Source organism: Pseudonocardia sp. NPDC049154, from assembly GCF_040648315.1.
Lineage (GTDB): Bacteria > Actinomycetota > Actinomycetes > Mycobacteriales > Pseudonocardiaceae > Pseudonocardia.
Genome location: NZ_JBEZDN010000091.1, coordinates 14,703 through 32,000 on the forward strand (window position 1 = coordinate 14,703; position 17,298 = coordinate 32,000).

Annotated in this window: 16 protein-coding genes and 1 tRNA gene; 7 read left to right on the forward strand and 10 right to left on the reverse strand. The window is 73.8% G+C overall.

The annotated features are described in order from the left end of the window. Positions 1–22: 22 nt before the first annotated feature. Together AB0B41_RS31005 and AB0B41_RS31010 are read left to right on the forward strand one after the other, a co-directional pair. Entirely contained in the window at positions 23–484 is a 462-nt protein-coding gene (locus AB0B41_RS31005; protein WP_358209610.1) for a DUF2000 domain-containing protein, read from the forward strand. Between the two features lie 123 nt (positions 485–607). Next, positions 608–1,783, forward strand: coding sequence for an LLM class flavin-dependent oxidoreductase (locus tag AB0B41_RS31010; RefSeq protein ID WP_358209612.1), 1,176 nt, complete (start codon positions 608–610; stop codon positions 1,781–1,783). A gap of 12 nt (positions 1,784–1,795) precedes the next feature. Here the strand turns inward: AB0B41_RS31010 and AB0B41_RS31015 are convergent, their stop codons facing one another. Continuing rightward, positions 1,796–2,272: a DUF4188 domain-containing protein gene (locus tag AB0B41_RS31015; RefSeq protein ID WP_358209614.1), complete on the reverse strand. Its 477-nt coding sequence runs from the start codon at positions 2,270–2,272 to the stop codon at positions 1,796–1,798. Between the two features lie 118 nt (positions 2,273–2,390). Here AB0B41_RS31015 and AB0B41_RS31020 point away from each other — a divergent pair, with 118 nt between their 5' ends. Continuing rightward, positions 2,391–3,167 (forward strand): metalloregulator ArsR/SmtB family transcription factor, encoded by a 777-nt coding sequence (locus AB0B41_RS31020; protein WP_358209616.1) that lies wholly within the window; start codon positions 2,391–2,393, stop codon positions 3,165–3,167. Here the strand turns inward: AB0B41_RS31020 and AB0B41_RS31025 are convergent. Beyond that, entirely contained in the window at positions 3,164–4,102 is a 939-nt protein-coding gene (locus AB0B41_RS31025) for an AraC family transcriptional regulator (protein WP_358209618.1), read from the reverse strand. The genes AB0B41_RS31020 and AB0B41_RS31025 overlap by 4 nt on opposite strands. A 154-nt stretch (positions 4,103–4,256) precedes the next feature. Here AB0B41_RS31025 and AB0B41_RS31030 point away from each other — a divergent pair, with 154 nt between their 5' ends. The 3 genes from AB0B41_RS31030 to AB0B41_RS31040 all read left to right on the forward strand — a co-directional run bounded on the left by AB0B41_RS31030 (position 4,257) and on the right by AB0B41_RS31040 (position 7,545). Beyond that, positions 4,257–5,480 carry a cytochrome P450 gene (locus tag AB0B41_RS31030; protein ID WP_358209620.1) on the forward strand — a complete coding sequence of 408 codons (1,224 nt, stop codon included), beginning with the start codon at positions 4,257–4,259 and terminating at the stop codon, positions 5,478–5,480. 1 nt (position 5,481) lies between these two features. Further along, the gene (locus AB0B41_RS31035) at positions 5,482–6,489 is read left to right on the forward strand and encodes a 2Fe-2S iron-sulfur cluster-binding protein (RefSeq protein WP_358209622.1); all 1,008 of its coding nucleotides are present in this window, start codon (positions 5,482–5,484) and stop codon (positions 6,487–6,489) included. A 183-nt stretch (positions 6,490–6,672) separates the two neighbouring features. Next, on the forward strand, positions 6,673–7,545 hold the full coding sequence (locus AB0B41_RS31040; RefSeq protein ID WP_358209624.1) for an excalibur calcium-binding domain-containing protein: 873 nt from the start codon (positions 6,673–6,675) through the stop codon (positions 7,543–7,545). A 158-nt stretch (positions 7,546–7,703) separates the two neighbouring features. On the opposite strand, the gene AB0B41_RS31045 is transcribed toward AB0B41_RS31040, so the two are convergent. The 4 genes from AB0B41_RS31045 to AB0B41_RS31060 form a co-directional block, all read right to left on the reverse strand. Beyond that, positions 7,704–7,898, reverse strand: coding sequence for a hypothetical protein (locus AB0B41_RS31045; protein WP_358209626.1), 195 nt, complete (start codon positions 7,896–7,898; stop codon positions 7,704–7,706). 79 nt (positions 7,899–7,977) lie between these two features. Next, a complete protein-coding gene (locus AB0B41_RS31050; RefSeq protein WP_358209628.1) occupies positions 7,978–9,579 on the reverse strand; it encodes a DUF222 domain-containing protein in 1,602 nt (533 codons plus the stop codon). A 437-nt stretch (positions 9,580–10,016) separates the two neighbouring features. Further along, positions 10,017–10,093, reverse strand: a tRNA-Pro gene (locus tag AB0B41_RS31055). A 35-nt stretch (positions 10,094–10,128) separates the two neighbouring features. Further along, on the reverse strand, positions 10,129–11,064 hold the full coding sequence (locus AB0B41_RS31060) for a metallophosphoesterase (protein WP_358209629.1): 936 nt from the start codon (positions 11,062–11,064) through the stop codon (positions 10,129–10,131). Positions 11,065–11,109: 45 nt separating this feature from the next. Here AB0B41_RS31060 and AB0B41_RS31065 point away from each other — a divergent pair, with 45 nt between their 5' ends. Next, entirely contained in the window at positions 11,110–11,577 is a 468-nt protein-coding gene (locus AB0B41_RS31065) for a GatB/YqeY domain-containing protein (RefSeq protein WP_037049431.1), read from the forward strand. A 68-nt stretch (positions 11,578–11,645) separates the two neighbouring features. Here AB0B41_RS31065 and topA read toward each other — a convergent pair whose 3' ends face one another. The 4 genes from topA to AB0B41_RS31085 all read right to left on the reverse strand — a co-directional run bounded on the left by topA (position 11,646) and on the right by AB0B41_RS31085 (position 17,016). Next, complete coding sequence (topA, locus tag AB0B41_RS31070) at positions 11,646–14,357, reverse strand: type I DNA topoisomerase (protein WP_358209640.1); 2,712 nt, start codon at positions 14,355–14,357, stop codon at positions 11,646–11,648. 405 nt (positions 14,358–14,762) lie between these two features. Beyond that, entirely contained in the window at positions 14,763–15,662 is a 900-nt protein-coding gene (locus AB0B41_RS31075) for a hypothetical protein (protein ID WP_358209631.1), read from the reverse strand. A gap of 125 nt (positions 15,663–15,787) precedes the next feature. Further along, positions 15,788–16,384: a hypothetical protein gene (locus AB0B41_RS31080; protein WP_358209633.1), complete on the reverse strand. Its 597-nt coding sequence runs from the start codon at positions 16,382–16,384 to the stop codon at positions 15,788–15,790. Between the two features lie 71 nt (positions 16,385–16,455). Further along, entirely contained in the window at positions 16,456–17,016 is a 561-nt protein-coding gene (locus AB0B41_RS31085; protein WP_358209635.1) for a hypothetical protein, read from the reverse strand. Positions 17,017–17,298: the final 282 nt, after the last annotated feature.

A 17,298-nucleotide genomic window follows, 5' to 3' on the forward strand; every position in this document is an offset into this window, starting at 1 on the left:
GTACCGACGACGAGGAGTACCCGTGTCCGTGGGATTCGCGCCCGAGGAGATCGCCACCGGCGAGCCGACCCGCTCCGCCCGGCTCAAGTGGGTCGTGGTGGTGAACGACGGGATCGGCCCCGGCCCGGCGACCAACGCCGCGATCTGCGTGGCCGCCGCGACCGCGCGCGAGGTCGGCGGGCTCGCCGGGCCGGACGGGAAGGACGCCGGCGGCGCCGTGCACCCGGGCCTGCCGTGGGCGGGGTGCTCCGTGCTGCGGGGCTCGGCCGAGGACCTCCGCCGGCTGCGCGAGCGCGCCGGGGGTTCGGACGACGTGTTCGTGGCCGACATGCCGGCCGCCGCGCAGCGGACCCGGGTGTACGACGAGTACCTGGAGGCCCTCGGCACCAGCCCGCCGGAGGGGATCGAGTACTCCGCGGTGAGCGTGGTCGGGCCGCGGAACCGGGTCGCGAAGCTGGTCAAGGGCCTGCCGCTGCTCGGGTGACCCAGGGGTGTCCCGTTTTCGGACACGGCGTGACGGACGACGCACCCCACGATGACGGTGCCCCTCCCCGCGCCCTTCCGCGCGGTGCGAGCAGTGAGGATCGACGACGATCAGGAGCACCCCGTGACCCGACTGCGGTTCGGCACCTTCCTCGCCCCCTTCCACGTGCCCGGGCAGAACCCGACGCTCGCCCTGCAGCGCGACCTCGACTTCGTCACGCACCTGGACCGGCTCGGCTACGACGAGGCCTGGATCGGCGAGCACCACTCCGCGGGCAGCGAGATCATCGCGTCGCCGGAGATCTTCATCGCGGCCGCGGCCGAGCGCACCCGGCACATCAAGCTCGGCACGGGCGTGACCTCGATCGCCTACCACAACCCGTTGTGGGTGGCCGACCGCATGGTCATGCTCGACCACCTGACCCGAGGCCGGACGATGCTGGGCGTCGGCCCCGGCTCGCTGCCCACGGACTCGGCGATGATCGGCCTGAACCCGACCGACACGCGCGAGCTGCTCGACGTCAACATCGACATCATCATGCGGCTGCTGCGCGGCGAGTCCGTCACGCAGACCACGAAGACGCACACCCTGGTCGACGCCCAGCTGCAGCTGCGCCCGTACACCGACCCGCGCTTCGACATCGCCGTCGCCGCGGTGGCGTCCCCCACCGGCCCGCGCCTCGCCGGCCGGCACGGGACCGGCCTGCTGTCCATCGGCGCGACCCTCACCCAGGACGGCTTCGACGCGCTGGCCCACCACTGGAACGTCGTCGAGGAGCGGGCCGCGCACTTCGGCCAGCCGACGCCGGACCGCTCGGGCTGGCGGCTGGTCGGGCTGATGCACATCGCCGAGACCAAGGAGCAGGCGTACCGCGACGTCGAGTTCGGCATCGTGCCCTGGTTCAACTACTTCCAGAAGGTCGCGGCCTTCCCGCAGATGGACGTCGGCGACTCGACCGACATCAAGGGCATGATCGACTTCATCAACGAGGCCGGCATCGGCGCGATCGGTACCGTCGAGGACGCCCGCGCGCAGGTCCAGCGCCTGTGGGACCAGAGCAACGGCGGCTTCGGCTGCATGCTGCTGCTGGGGCACGACTGGGCGAACCCGGAGGCCACGAAGCGCTCCCTCGAGCTGATCGCCCAGCAGGTGTTCCCGCACTTCCAGGGCCAGGCGGAGAGCACGCTCGCCGCGAAGCAGCGCGCCCACGACACCCGGGAGGCGCACGCCGCGACCCAGCTCGCCGCCGTCGACCACATGACCGCGAAGTACGAGAAGGAGCTGTCCGAGAAGGGCTGAGCCGCTTCCCGGTCAGCCGGCGACGGCCCGCCGCAACCGCAGCCGGGCCGTCGTCGCCTCCTTCAGCGGCACCATGCGGCCGGCCGTGGCGAGGCCGTGCGGCGGCATGTTGTGGTAGATCGCCTCGTACTCGCCGGCGCGCACGAGGTAGGTCTCGTGCCAGATGCCCGTGCCCTCGTGCCGGGCCGCGCGCCGGTAGTAGTTCAGCCAGGCCGGACGGTGCAGGTCGCCGGGGTCGCGGGCGAACGCCTCCAGGTGCTCGAAGGAGCGCCAGTACTGGACGATCAGCAGTCCGCTGCTCTGGAAGCCCAGCAGGCCCTTCTCCGGGTCCCGGCTCAGCTCCTTCAGCATCGCCGTCATGCCGCAGCGACCGCCGAGGTCGAGGAACGTGCGGATCGGGTGACGCAGCGACGGGCGCGCCCCGATCACGAAGACCACGAAGTCGCCGTCGATCTCCGCGGTGTGGTGCCCGTACCGGATGTCGGCCATGTCCATCCCCTCCTTCCCGAGGCCGAGCAGGTCCGCCGCGCTCCTGATACCGCGCCTTGACAGGCAACCTATCGGTTGCCTATAAAGGGCAACCTCCGGGTTGCTCGTGGAGGTGGGAATGGACGAGGTGTTCCGTGCGCTCGCCGACCCGCACCGCCGTGCGCTCCTGGACCGCCTGCGGCTGCGCAACGGGCAGACCCTGCGCGAGCTGTGCGCGGGGCTCGGCATGAGCCGGCAGGCGGTGGCCAAGCACCTCGGGGTGCTGGAGGCCGCCGGTCTCGTCACGACCCGGCGCCGGGGGCGGGAGAAGCTGCACCACCTCGACGCCGCACCCATCGACCTGATCGCCGAGCGCTGGATCGGCCGGTACGCCCGGGAGCGCGTCCGGGCGGTGGCCGACCTGCGCGCGGCGCTGGAGGGAGCACCCGTGTCACCGACCGAGTTCACCTACACCACCTACGTGCGGACCACGCCCGAGCGGCTGTGGGAGGCGCTCACCGATCCCGCGTTCACCCGCCGCTACTGGGGTGTGGCCTTCCGGACCGAGTGGCGCAAGGGCGCCCCGATGGTCTGGGAGGATAACGGCCGCGAGACCGTCGACCCCGCGCAGGTCGTGCTGGAGGCGGACCCGCCGCGCCGGCTCGCCTACACCTGGCACACCTTCACGCCGGAGTGGGCCGCGGCCGCCGGGATCGACGAGGAGACCCTGACCCGCATCTCGGCCGAGCGCCGCTCGCGGGTGGCCTTCGAGATCGAGCCGGAGGGCGACGTCGTCCGGCTGACGGTCGTCCACGACGACTTCGAGCCCGGCAGCCGGGTGGCCGAGATGGTGGCGCAGGGCTGGCCGCGGCTGCTGGCGGACCTGAAGACGCTGCTGGAGACCGGCGAGCTCTAGTCGCGGGCCTGCGAGGGCGGGTGGCCGTAGCGGCGGCGGTAGGCGGCGGCGAACCGGCTCGCGCTGGAGAAGCCCCAGCGCGCGGCGGCCTCGCTGGTGGTGAGCGTGGCGTCGGCCAGCAGGTCGGCGCGGGCGCGCTGCAGCCGGATCCCGGTCAGGTACTCGGTCGGCGTGCAGCCGAGCCACTCCCGGAAGCCCTCCTGCAGCCGCCGCACGCTCGTGCCCGCCGCGGCCGCCATCTCGCCGGCGGTCCACGCCCGGCCCGGGTCGTCGTGCAGCTGGTCGACCACGCGCGCGACGGTCCGCGGGCGCGCCGGCGACCCGGTGCCGGCCCCGGGGCAGCTGGCGAGGAGGAAGCCGGCGGCGATCGCGCCGGCGAGCTGGTCCTTGACCGGGCCGCACCCGCCGAACAGGTCGGGATCGTGCAGGTGCGCCGCCATGCTCCCGACGAGCTGTCGCCACGCCCGGCCCGGGCCGGCCGCCAGGTCCACCTGGTCCGGCAGCAGGCTCCGGACCGTCACCCGGTCGTCGCCCAGCACGCGTTCGGCCTCCCGGTCGAGCCAGGTCCGGTCGAACTTCACGCCGAGGACCGTGCAGGTCGCGTCCCAGTGGCTGATCAGCGAGGGGGTGTCGGCGCGGAACACGGTCGCCTGCCCGGGCAGCGAGACGACAGGCCCGTGCCGGCCGCGGCTCTCCAGGTGCCCGGTCAGCGGCAGGTTGATCTCGTAGGAGCCCGGGTAGTCGCACGCGATCCGGACGTCCGCGCCCCAGCCCACGTGCCCGACGAGCACCGCGCCGAGGTCGAGCGTGGTGAGCGTGAGGCGGGGGTCGCGGCCGCCGCCGAGCAGCGTGAGCTCGTGCGGGAAGTACGCCTGCGCCACCGCCCGGGAGGCCTGGTCCCAGTCCCGGGGCGCTGCACGACGCCGTGCGGACATGCCGGGAGCGTACCTGAGAGTGACCTCACGAACCCGCCGCGCGATCCGTACCGGGGTCGCGCTCACCGTGTCGCCGGGCGCCGGGGTCGCGACCTACCTTCTCGTCCCATCCCGGACGACCCATCCCGGACACCGCTGTGGGAGGAGACGGTCGATGACGACCACCGAGAAGCCCGATCTGTCCTGGCTCGACGACGTCACGATGAGCGAGCTCGAGCGCAACCCGTACCGCACCTACGAGCGGCTGCGCGCCGAGGCGCCGCTGGCCTTCGTGCCGGTGCTGGGCTCGTACGTCGCCTCCACCGCCGAGGTGTGCCGCGAGATCGCGACCAGCCCGGACTTCGAGGGCGTGATCACCCCGGCCGGCGGCCGGACCTTCGGGCACCCCGCGATCATCGGCGTGAACGGCGAGGTCCACGCCGACCTGCGGTCGATGGTCGAGCCGGCGCTGCAGCCCGTCGAGGTGGACCGCTGGATCGACGATCTGGTCCGCCCGATCGCGCGCCGCCACCTGGAGCAGTTCGAGAACGACGGGCACGCGGAGCTGGTCGCGCAGTTCTGCGAGCCGGTCAGCGTCCGCGCGCTCGGCGACCTCCTCGGCCTGCAGTCGGTCGACTCGGACACGCTCCGCGACTGGTTCGCCAAGCTGAACCGCTCGTTCACCAACGCCGCGATGACCGAGGACGGCGAGTTCGCCAACCCCGAGGGCTTCCGCGAGGGCGACGAGGCGAAGGCGGAGATCCGCGCGATCGTCGACCCGCTGATCGACAGGTGGATCGTCGAGCCGGACGACAGCGCGATCTCGCACTGGCTGCACGACGGCATGCCGCCCGGGCACACCCGCGACCGCGAGTACATCTACCCGACGATCTACGTCTACCTGCTCGGCGCGATGCAGGAGCCCGGCCACGGCATGGCGTCGACGCTCGTCGGGCTGTTCAGCCGCCCGGAGCAGCTGGAGCAGGTCGTCGACGACCCGGTGCTCATCCCGCGCGCCATCTCCGAGGGCATGCGGTGGACCTCGCCGATCTGGTCGGCCACCGCGCGCATCTCGACGAAGCCGGTGACCGTGGCGGGCGTCGACATCCCCGCCGGCACGCCGGTGATGCTGTCCTACGGGTCGGCCAACCACGACACGGGCGTCTACGAGGCGCCGTCGACCTACGACCTGCACCGCCCGCCGCTGCCGCACCTCGCGTTCGGCGCCGGCAGCCACGCCTGCGCCGGCATCTACTTCGCCAACCACGTCATGCGGATCGCGTTGGAGGAGCTGTTCGAGGCGATCCCGAACCTCGAGCGCGACACCCGCGAGGGCGTGGACTTCTGGGGCTGGGGCTTCCGCGGACCGACGAGCCTGCACGTCACCTGGGAGGTCTGACATGGGCTTCGCGGTGACCGTCGGCGGTCGCCGGGTCGAGTGCGACGCCGACCAGAGCCTGCTCGACGCCTGCCTGCGCGCCGGGCTGTGGATGCCGAACTCCTGCAACCAGGGGACCTGCGGGACCTGCAAGCTGCAGGTCGTCGGCGGGGAGGTCGACCACCGCGACTCGCCGTCCGACACGCTCACCGCGGAGGAGCGGGCGGCGGGCATGGCGCTGGCGTGTCAGGCGCGGCCCCTGTCCGACGTCGAGGTGGGCGGGGCCGGTGACCGGGCAACCCACCCGTTGCGGGACCTGACCGCGACGGTGCTGGAGGTCGCGGACATCGCCCGCGACACCCGACGGGTGCTGCTCGGCCTCCCCGAGCCGCTGGCCTTCTCCGCGGGGCAGTACGTCGAGCTCGTCGTGCCCGGGTCGGGGGCGCGGCGGCAGTACTCGCTGGCCAACACGGCCGACGAGGACAAGGTGCTCGAGCTGCACGTCCGGCGGGTGCCGGGCGGGGTGGCGACCGACGGCTGGCTCTTCGACGGCCTCTCCGTCGGCGACGAGGTGGAGGCGACCGGCCCGCTCGGCGACTTCCACCTCGCGCCCGAGTCCGACGACGACGGCGGCCCGATGGTCCTCGTCGGCGGCGGGACCGGCCTCGCCCCGCTGGTCGGGATCGCCCGCACCGCGCTGGCGCGGCACCCGTCGCGCGAGGTCCTGCTGTACCACGGGGTGCGGGGCGCGGCGGACCTCTACGACCTCGACCGGTTCGCCGAGCTGGCGGAGGAGTACGCCGGCTTCCGCTTCGTGCCGGTGCTGTCCGACGAGCCCGCGGCCGGGCATCGCTCGGGCTTCCCGACAGACGCTTTCGTCGAGGACGTTCCCAGCGCCCGCGGCTGGTCGGGCTGGCTCTGCGGACCGCCCGCGATGGTCGAGGCGGGGGTGAAGGCCTTCAAGCGCCGCCGCATGGCCCCGCGGCACATCCACCGCGAGAAGTTCACCCCCGCCGACGCCCTGGGCTGAGGCGGTGGGACTGTTCCCGCCAACGCCTTGGGCTGAGGTGGTGGGACGGCCCGGGCGGAGACTCCTCCGCCCGGGCCGTCGTCATTTCTGACGACGCCCGGTAATGGCGTCGCGACTCCTCCGATGGTCCGTTCAGCGGTGCGGCACGACGCCGTTCGCACCCAGGACCCGGAGAGGACCCCGATGACCGCGACCCAGCCCTGGACCCCGATCCCGCCGACGACCCCGGCCCGGCAGGGCAACACCCCGGCCACCGTCGGGTTCGTGCTCGGGCTGGTCGGGCTCCTCGCCGGGTGGGTGCCGCTCGTCGGACTGGTCGTCACGGTCCCGGCCCTGCTGCTGTCCCGCGGCGGCCGTGCGCGGTTCCGGGACGGCCGCGCCGCGTCCGCGGGCCGGAGCAGCGCCGGCCTGGTGCTCGGGTGGATCGGGACGGCGCTCTGCGTGCTGATGACGGTGTTCGCGTTCGTCGGCGCCGCTCGCGCTCCCGAGCCCGCTGCCGTGCCCGCTGCCGTGGTGCAGCCGGCGGCCGCGCCCGCTGCGCCGGTTCTGCTCAGCGTGCCCAACGTGGTCGGGATGGCGGACGCGCAGGCCCGCCAGGTGCTCGCCGCGGCAGGCTTCACCACCGTCGTGCTCGGCCCCTCGACGGGGTCCGTCGCGGGGGTGGCGGAGGGGACCGTGACCACGCAGCTGCCCGGCGCCGCAGCGCTCGCCTCGGCGGGCGACCCGATCACGCTCGGCGAGGCCGCTGCTCCGCCGGTTCCTGCTGCCGTCCCCACCGCCGCTCCTACCGCCGCTCCTGCTGCCGTGGAGGAGCCGGTGGCGGATGCCCCGCGCGTCGACGACCCGCGGCCCCACGTCGCGGCGCCCCGCGCCGCCGCCCCGGCACCCGCCGCCGCGGCACCGGCGGCTCCCGCGCAGGAGTCGGGCGGGTCCTCGGCCTACTACGCCAACTGCTCCGCGGCCAAGGCGGCCGGTGCCGCCCCGCTGTACCGCGGCGACGCCGGCTATCGCAGCGCCCTCGACCGCGACGGCGACGGCGTGGCCTGCGAGAGCTAAGCCGACACATCCCGCCCGGCTGGGGGGTCGGGCGGGGTGTGGTGCGGCAGAGCAGGCGGGTGGGATGCGGCTGGGCGGCGTCGGCGCAGCGTCGGCGGGTGGAACGACGAGGCGGCGGTGTACCGGCGGGCGGGTGGCGAGGTGGCGCGACGTCGTTCTCAGGCTGCGGGCCGGCGGCCGGTCGTGACGGCGGGCGGTTGTCGGCGCGCCCGGCGTTCGCGCAGGTCGATCACGATGCCCGTCCGGCTCGGCGCGCCAGCGCCGCATCCCCGGCAGCGGTACGTGTCGATCCCGTACTCGGTCCGGACGGTGATGATGGCCGTGCAGCGGGGGCAGAGAGCGGTGGTGAACATGCGGTCCTCCTGGGCGCGATTCGGACTCGCCAAGCGTGCGCCGCGGCACCCCGCCCCCTCGTCGGCGGACACTGCCCATTCAGGGCCGGCGGCTGCCCATGTCGACGGGCATGTATGGGCATCGATGCCTGGGCGCCTCCTGCAGTGGCTCGGCAAGCACCATGGCCCGTCGTGGATGACCACGAACTCTGGCGCACTGAAGAGAAGACGGAGTGCCGGCGCGAGTTGTCGACGCTCTCTCGACGAGCGGGCCTTGGGGCTGGGCACAGGCGGGTGGCCGCGACGCTGCAGCCGAGCCGCACGCCGAGGGATCGCTTGAGAAGCCGCGACGATCGCGGCTTCTGCCTGCACGTGCCCACGTCCTCACGCGTTCTGAATCAGCCCACGGGCTGGAGGAGGGGTGGTGGTCGTCGGCGGGGTGTGCGGGTGCGGTCGATCCGCGGTCGATCCAGCTCGGTGGGAGGAACTCGGGTAGGCCGTCGGGCATCCGGACTTCCCAGCGGGAGTGGTGGATGAGGCGGTGGTGGACGGTGCAGAGCATGACCAGGTTGCGCAGGCTCGTCGGGCCGCCGTGTTGCCATTCGCGCACATGATGGATCTCGCACCAGGAGGGTGGGCGGTCGCAGCCGGGGACGGCGCAGCCGCCGTCGCGGACGGTGATCGCGCGGCGTAGCCCGTCGGGGACGGTGCGGGAGAGGCGGCCGACGTCGAGGGGGACGCCGGTGCCGTCGAGCACGACCGGGATGACGGCGGCGTCGCAGGCGAGCTGGCGCAGGGTCTGTGGGGTGAGCTGGCCGCCGAACTCGAGGGACGCCGAGGACGCGCGCCGCTCCAGGTCTTCGAGGCGGACGGTGACGGTGAGCTGGGGGCGGCGGCCGCCGGTCTCGGGGAGCCGCCCGCGGGAGAGGACTTGGGCGCAGGCTTCGGCGAGCGCTTCGGCCTGCCGTTCGGCGGTGCTGCGGTGGTCGTCGGTGTCGCGGGGGGGGGCGGCGCCGGCGTCGACCGCGGCGGCGATGGCGTCGAACAGCGCGGCGTCGTCGAAGCGGCCGCTCACCTTGCCGCCGGGGCGGGTGCGGAAGCGGGAGGTGCGGAGTTCGTTGAGCTGCGCGGGCGGGGTGTTGTCGGGCTCGGGCCCGTCCTGGTCGAGGATCTCGAGGAGTTGGGTGCCCCAGGTGTGCAGCTCGGAGGGTGTGTAGACGGCGGCTTTGCCGGCGAGCTGGACCTCCGCGCCCGCCCAGGTCTCCGGATCGAGGCGGCGGGCCGGCCCGCTGGCCAGCAGCCGGGCGATGACTTCGACGTGCCGCAGGCCGGCCTCGCCGCAGGCGAACACGGTCGCGGTGGCCGAGAGTCGGGCCGGCAACGGCGCACCGTCGAGCCCGATCTGTGCGCACACCGACTCGGCGGCGAGCACCCGGCGGCGGGCCTCGAAACGTTCCCAGCCGAGCAGGTCGGCGAGCGCGCCGGTGGGGGAGCGGTAGCCGCGCTCGGCGAACACACCGCGCCGCTGCAGGTCGGCGGTGGCGTTGACCACGGCCCGGTCCAGGAAGCGTCGGGCCTCTTCGTAGGCGCGGAGCGCGTCGATGACCTCGTCGGCCGTGGCGGTGGGTCCGGCGGCGTCGACCAGCTGCGCGATGGCCTGCTGAAGGCGGTCGCGCCCGGTGCCGACGGGCCCTGCGTCCATGCTCTGATTCTACTCGAACTGATGTTCGAGACATTGTCTATCGTCGCAGGTCGCCGGCCATTCGGCGCGACGTCGAGGTGTCGCCACGACCGCGTCGCGGAGCCCGAACCACTCGTCGCACTTCACTCACCGCTCCCCAGGAAGCCGTGGTCATCACCTGAATGGCGTCCTCCCGCGGCCGCGTGGAGAACGTGGCGCTTGCGGTGACCGAGCCCCTGCCCGAGCACCCGCGAAGTCGCCGCCGATCCAGCAGACCCGACGCCATCTGCGTCTCGCCCGCGCTGACCGCCTGGAGCCCGGTGAGCACCAGGCGAACGACCCGCCGAAGCCGGCGGCCGCCGGCAGCACACGGAACCTGTCCACCAGGAGCCATCGGACTCGAGGCCGACCCCGAGAACGACGAAGGCCCAGGTCTGCTGACCTGGGCCTTCGATTGATGGTCGGGGTGACAGGATTTGAACCTGCGACCTCTTCGTCCCGAACGAAGCGCGCTACCAAGCTGCGCCACACCCCGAGGGCCCGCGGTCTCCCTGCGAGCCGTGGTGAACTCTACCCGACGGTTCCGGCGGCCTGCGCGGGGGTGGCCCTTGCGGCGCCGGTGGCGGCCGGACGGGGGACGAGGGTCAGCAGGCTGGCCTCCGGCGGGCAGGCGAAGCGCACCGGCGCGTAGGGCGAGGTGCCCATGCCGGCCGAGACGTGCAGCCAGGTGTGGGCACCCCAGCGGGAGGCGCCGCGGGCGCGCGAGCGGTCGATCCCGCAGTTGGTCACGATCGCGCCGTACCCCGGCAGGCGCAGCTGGCCGCCGTGCGTGTGCCCGGCCAGGACGAGGTCGACCTGGTCGGCCGCCATGCCGTCGAGCACGCGCGGCTCGGGCGAGTGGGTCAGGCCGAGCCGCAGGTCGGCCGTCATCGGGCCGGAGACGCTGTCGTAGCGGTCCAGCGACAGGTGCGGGTCGTCGACCCCGACGACGCCGATCCGCCGGCCGTCGACGTCGAGGAACAGCCGCTGGTGCGTCGCGTCCTGCCACCCGCGCTCGACGAACGCCGCGCGCAGGTCCCGCCACGGCAGCGGCTCGCCGTGGATGCGACGGTCCGAGCTGCGCAGGTAGCGGGCGGGATTCTTCGGGGTGGGGCCGAAGTAGTCGTTGCTGCCGAACACGAACAGGCCCGGCTTCTCGAGCAGCGGTCCGAGCGCGGCCAGCACGCCGGGCACCGCCCGCGGGTGTGCCAGGTTGTCGCCCGTGTCGACGACGAGGTCCGGGTCCAGCGCGGCCAGCTCGGCGACCCAGCGCTTCTTGCTCTCCTGGCCGGGCGTGAGGTGCAGGTCCGAGACGTGCAGGATCTTCAGCGGCCGGCTGCCCTCCGGCAGGACCGGCACGGTGGCCTCGCGCAGCGTCCAGCGACGTCGCTCGTACCCGGCCGCGTAGGCGATCCCCGCGGCACCGGTGGTGACGGCGCCGATGGTCAGGCGAGCGAGGCTGTTCACGTATCCCAGCGTACGGGGAGCGGGCGGTCGACTAGCGTCACGCCCGTGAGCACCCTCAAGGAGCAGCTGCGCAAGGACCTCACCGCGGCGATGAAGGCCCGCGACGAGCTGGTGAAGGGAACCCTGCGGATGACCCTGACCGCGATCGGCAACGCCGAGGTCGCGGGTGAGGCGCACCGGGAGCTCTCCGACGACGAGGTGCTCGGCGTGATCCGCAAGGAGGCCAAGAAGCGGGCCGAGTCCGCCGAGGCGTTCTCCGCCGCGGGCCGCGAGGAGCTGGCCACGCAGGAGAAGGCCGAGGGCGAGGTCCTGGCCCGCTACCTGCCGCAGCAGCTCGGGGACGACGAGCTGGCCGCCCTCGCCCAGCAGGCAGTGGCCGACGTCGAGGCCGAGACCGGTGAGAAGCCCGGCCCCCGGCAGATGGGGCAGGTCATGAAGAAGGCGCAGGCCGCCGCCCAGGGCCGCGCCGACGGCAAGCGCCTCTCCGCGGCCGTGAAGTCCCTCCTGACCTGAGCGGGACCGGATACACGAACGGCGCTCTCACTCATATTTAGTGAGCGAGAGCGCCGTCGTGGGTGGGCTTACTTGGCCGGGGTCTTCCTCGCCGGGGCCTTCTTGGCAGCCGGCTTGCGGGCGGGGGCCTTCTTCTTGGCCGGGGCCTTGGCGCGACGCTCGGCGAGCAGCTCCGAGGCGCGCTCGTCCGTGATCTCCTCGACCGAGTCGCCCTTGCGGAGCGAGGCGTTGGTCTCGCCGTCGGTGACGTAGGGGCCGAAGCGGCCGTCCTTGATCACCATCTTCTTGCCCGTCGAGGCGTCCTCACCCAGCTCGCGCAGCGGCGGCGTGGCGGCGGCGGTGCGCCGGCCCCGCTGCTTGGGCTGCTTGTAGATCTCCACCGCCTCGTCGAGCGTGACGGTGAACAGCTGGTCCTCGCTGGTCAGCGAGCGCGAGTCGGTGCCCTTCTTCAGGTAGGGCCCGTACCGGCCGTTCTGCGCCGTGATCTCCTCGCCGGACTCCGGATCGGTGCCGACCAGGCGCGGAAGGGAGAGCAGCTTGAGGGCGTCGTCGAGGGTGACCGTCTCCAGGGACATGTCCTTGAAGAGCGAGCCGGTGCGTGGCTTGGCCTTGGTCTTCTTCGCCGCGGCGGCGTCGTCCTCGGGCAGCAGCTCGGTGACGAAAGGTCCGTACCGCCCGTCCTTGGCGACGATCTCGTGCCCGGTCACCGGGTCCGTGCCCAGCGAGCGGCCCTCCTGCGGCACCGAGAACAGCTGCTCGGCGATCTCCTCGGTGAGCTCGTCCGGCGGCAGGTCCTCGGGCAGGTTGGCGCGCTGCGTCTTGGGCTTGCCCTCGGAGTCGACCTCGCCGGTCGGCCGCTCCATGTACGGCCCGTAGCGCCCGACGCGCACCACGGCCTCGCGGCCCTGCGAGTCGGTGAACAGCGGGATCGAGTTGATCTCCCGGGCGTCGATCTCCTCGAGGTTCACGCCGACGAGCTTCTTCAGCCCGCCCGCCTTCGCCACCGAGCCCTCCGAGCCCGCGCCGTCGCCGAAGTAGAAGCCGGTCAGCCAGGCGATGCGGGTGAGGTTGCCCGACGAGATGGCGTCGAGCTCGTCCTCCATCGCGGCGGTGAAGTCGTAGTCGACCAGTCGGCCGAAGTGGTGCTCCAGCAGCCCGACGACGGCGAACGCCACCCAGGAGGGCACGAGCGCCGAGCCCTTCTTCCAGACGTACCCGCGGTCCTGGATCGTCTTGATGATCGACGCGTACGTCGACGGCCGGCCGATCCCGAGCTCCTCGAGCTTGCTCACCAGGCTCGGCTCGGTGAACCGGGCCGGCGGGTTCGTCGAGTGGCCCTCGGGCGTGAGCTCGGCAGCGGTGAGGGCCTGGCCCTCGGTGAGCTGCGGCAGCCGCGACTCGGCGTCGTCCGCCTGGCCGCCCGAGCCCTCCTCGATCGTCTCGACGTAGGCCTTGAGGAAGCCCGGGAAAGTGATCGTGCGGCCGGAGCTGGCGAAGACGACGTCCTCGCCGGTGGCCGCGGTGCCGTTGATCCGCACGGACACCGTGGTGCCGCGGGCGTCGGCCATCTGCGAGGCGACGGTCCGCTGCCAGATCAGCTCGTAGAGGCGGAAGTCGTCCCCGTCGACCTCGCGGGCGATCTCGCCCGGGGTGCGGAAGGTGTCGCCGGCGGGCCGGATCGCCTCGTGGGCCTCCTGGGCGTTCTTCACCTTGCGGGTGTACTGCCGCGGCGACGGCGCGACGTACGAGTCGCCGTACAGCTCGCGGGCCTGCGCCCGGGCGGCCTGGATCGCGGCGTCGGACAGCGTGGTCGAGTCCGTCCGCATGTAGGTGATGTAGCCGTTCTCGTACAGCCGCTGGGCGCTGCGCATCGTGCGCTCCGCCGAGAAGCGCAGCTTGCGACCCGCCTCCTGCTGCAGCGTCGACGTCATGAACGGGGCGTACGGGCGGCGCGTGTACGGCTTCGACTCGACCGACGCGACGGTCAGGTCCCGGCCCTCGAGCGACTCCGCCAGCCGGCGGGCGCTCGCCTCGTCGAGGACGGTGACGTCCGTGTTCTTGAGCTTGCCGTCCGGTCCGAAGTCGCGGCCCGCCGCGACCCGGCTGCCGTCGACCGAGACGAGGCGCGAGCCGAATTGGCGCGGGGTCGCGTCGGCGCCCGCGTCCATGGTCGCGGCGATGTCCCAGTAGCCCGCCGAGACGAACGCCATCCGCTCGCGCTCGCGCTGCACGATCAGCCGGGTCGCCACCGACTGCACGCGGCCCGCCGAGAGCTTCGGCATGACCTTCTTCCACAGCACGGGGGAGACCTCGTAGCCGTAGAGCCGGTCGAGGATGCGGCGGGTCTCCTGCGCGTCGACGAGGTCCTGGTCCAGCTCGCGGGTGTTCTCCGCGGCGGCGCGGATCGCCGGCTCGGTGATCTCGTGGAAGACCATCCGGCGAACCGGGATCTTCGGGCGCAGCGTGTCGAGCAGGTGCCAGGCGATGGCCTCGCCCTCGCGGTCGGGGTCCGTGGCGAGGAGGAGCTCGTCGGCGTCCTTGAGCAGGTCCTTCAGCTCGGAGACCTTCGACCTCTTCTCCGGCGTGACGATGTAGAGCGGCTGGAACTCGTTGTCGACGTCGACGCCGAGCCGCGCCCAGGACTCGCCCTTGTACTTGGCCGGGACGTCCGCCGCGCCGCGCGGCAGGTCCCGGATGTGCCCGACCGACGACTCGACGACGTAGTCGTTGCCGAGGTACGGCTGGATCTTCTTCGCCTTGGTGGGGGACTCGACGATCACCAGGCGGCGCACGCGCCCGCCGGCCGACGTGGCCGTGCCGTTCCCGTTGCGGCGCCCCCCGCCGGCCGCGCCGCGGCGCGTGCGGGTGCCGGCGGCCGTGCCGTTGCTCTCGGCAGGCGCGCCGGTGTCGGTGCTCGTCGTTCGGGTTGCCACGTGGTCCTACTCCATCCCTCCGGCCGCGTCGCCGGTCTCGCACCGGTTCGCGTCCGACTTCCGGGCGTCTCGGTCGGGGCGGCGCGACGGACCGTTACCTCCGGTCACCGCGCCACTCCCCTTCGACCCCGGGATCGACAGTATTGCTTCCCCGCCGGTCCCCGCCGCCACGGTCGCACATCGACCGAGCATGTCGCCTACGTCACACCGCGTCGCGACCTCCGGGTCGACCGGGGGAGCGTAGCCCGCGGGTCAAGCCCGGGTCCGACCCCAGTGCCTGGGCCATTCGGCGGTGTCCACATCCTCGGGCGCGGGTCCGACCAGCTCCACGAGACGCTGCAGGCGCCGCGCTCCTGTGATCCGTAACGCCGGCCCGGCCGCCGGGCATTCCGGCGCGACGGCCGGGACGAGCGCGAGATGGTGGCTCCGGCACTGCGCCGGGGCGGGCGGCGCCGGCGGCAGATCGAGGGCGGTGGTGCCGTCCGTGAGCAGGATCGCCGGGGAAGGGCGGGTCGGCGACGACGGGGGCGGGGCGGGCAGGCCGGCCGTGGGCGCGGGGTCGGCGTCGGCCCGGGTGTCCGCGTCGGCGTCGTCGACCGTGGTGGGAGTGTCCTCCGCGCGCGCCGGGTCGGCCTCCTGGTCCGCTGCGGCGCGCTCCCGGCAGTCCTCGCAGGGTGGGAGCACGATCCTGGCGGGCGGCAGGCCCAGCCGGGTCGTGGCGGCGATCAGGGCGTCGTGGGTGCCGGGGGCGGTGCCGTCGAGCGGCAGGACGTAGCCCCCGCGCCCGTCCGCGCGGCCGCAGGCGAGCACCCAGAGCCGCAGTGCGGTGCCGTCGAGCTGGAAGCCCGCCGGGACGTTCTTGCGCCGGTCCCGGCCCGTCCAGGCCCGCGCGAGGCCGGCCAGGTCGCGACGGTAGGCGGTGCGCAGCTCCCGGCCCGCGCAGGTCCGCTCGCCGAGCTCGAACGGGATGCCGAACGGCGCCGCGGCGGCCCGCACGGCCGCCGCCCGGCCCGGGTCGGCCACCTGGAGGCTGATCCGTGCGGTGTCCCCGGCCCCGAAGCGGGTGATCCGGGCCGGCCCGCACAGCAGCCCGGCGAGATCGCCGAGCCGCAGGGGCCGGGCGTCCGCGGAGAACAGCGAGAGCTGGGACACGTCGCGCACCCTAGAACATCTGTTCGAGAGATGATCGTCCGGCGCGCCGGTTTCCCCCGACCGGAGGCCGACACGCCGGGCCGACACGCGCGCCGGTCTGCGCGCCCCTGGTCGTCGGGTGCGGCTTATCGGGGTGCGGCGCCCGGGATCGCAGCGAGCTTCGTGCAGTTGCCGGCCTGCTGGGCGGCCTTGTCGAGGCGCGGCGAGGTCTTGAGGTCGCCGAGCGCGTCGGGCGCGGTGAGCTGCGTGAGGTTGGTGTTGGTCTCGTCCAGGGCGGCGCGGAAGGCGTCGACGTTCGCCGGGTCGGCGGCGTCGACCTTCGCCTTGGCGGCGCCGATGTCGTTCTGCAGCTTCTCCAGGCCGGACGAGATCCGCGCGACCGTGTCGTCGCCGCCGTTGACGGGCGAGGCGCCGACCGTGCCGAGCTGGTCGCGGCTCTGCTGGAGGCCGGTCTGGCTGGCGCCGAGGTAGTCCGACAGTCGCTGCTTGATCGTGGGCAGGTCGGCGCCGTCGAAGGCGGGCTGGGCCAGCACCGGGGTGGTGTAGGTCAGGACCGCGCCGCAGACCTTGTCGACCCAGGCCACCGGGTCGGCGCCGCGGCCGGCCGTCGGGCGCGGCGCGGGGTCGGCGGTCGGGGTGCCCGCGACGACGGTCGCGCAGCCGCTGACGGACAGCAGCCCGCCGAGCACCACGGCGACGGCGAGCCGGGACGGGCGAGGCACGGGCGCCTCCAGGGGGACGAGGGGAGCGGGGGCGGGGATCGACACTACGCGAGCGGGCGGTCCCGCCCTGCTCAGCCGCCGGTCGTGGGGCTGCTGAGGCGGCTGAGGTTCTGGCAGGCGGGCGCCTTCGTCGCGGCGTCGGTCACCGCGGAGTCGAGGCCCGCCAACGGGTCCTGGTTCGCGTCCTGCAGCTGGAGGACCGGCGCCACCGCGCCCTCGATGTCCTGCTGCAGGGTCGGGGAGGAGAGGTTCAGGGCGTCGACCTGGGTCCTGGCCTGCTGGAAGGCCGAGCGGTACCCGGTGAGCTGGTCGCGGAACTTCGTGACGGCCTCGTCGCCGCCGGAGACCGGCGAGGTGCCGAGGGTGTCCAGGTCGGCCAGCGCCTTGTCGAGCGACCCTGCGGTGTTGCCGAGGTAGGTCGACAGGTTGCGCGCCTGCGCAGGCAGGTCCGGGGCCGCCTGCGGCCCGACGATCGCCGCCTCGCGGAAGGTGGCGTAGGAGCTGCACAGGCCGTTGGTCCAGTCGACCGTCTCCTGCTCGCTCGCGCCGCCGCACCCGGCGAGCAGCAGCCCGGTCGCGACCGCGGCCACCGCCGCGGCGCGCCGCCGGGTGGCGCTGGTACGCATCGTCATCCGTGTCCTCCACGTCGGCCCTGCTGACGGCCCCCCGGACGCCCGTCCGTCCCGTTCGCCCCGTCCGGGGCGCTGAGACGGTAGCGAGCCCGGCGCGGACGCAGGAGGCCGCCCGCCCCCGGAGGGGGACGAGCGGCCTCCTGGATCGCCGAGAGGGCCCGGCGCGGGGGGGGGCCCGCCCCCCCCGGGGGTGTTAGATGGCGGCCCCCCCCACCCCCGGCCCGGAGCCGGCCGGCCACCCGACCAGCGCCCCCGCGCGGGGGGCGCGCCCCACCCAGGGCG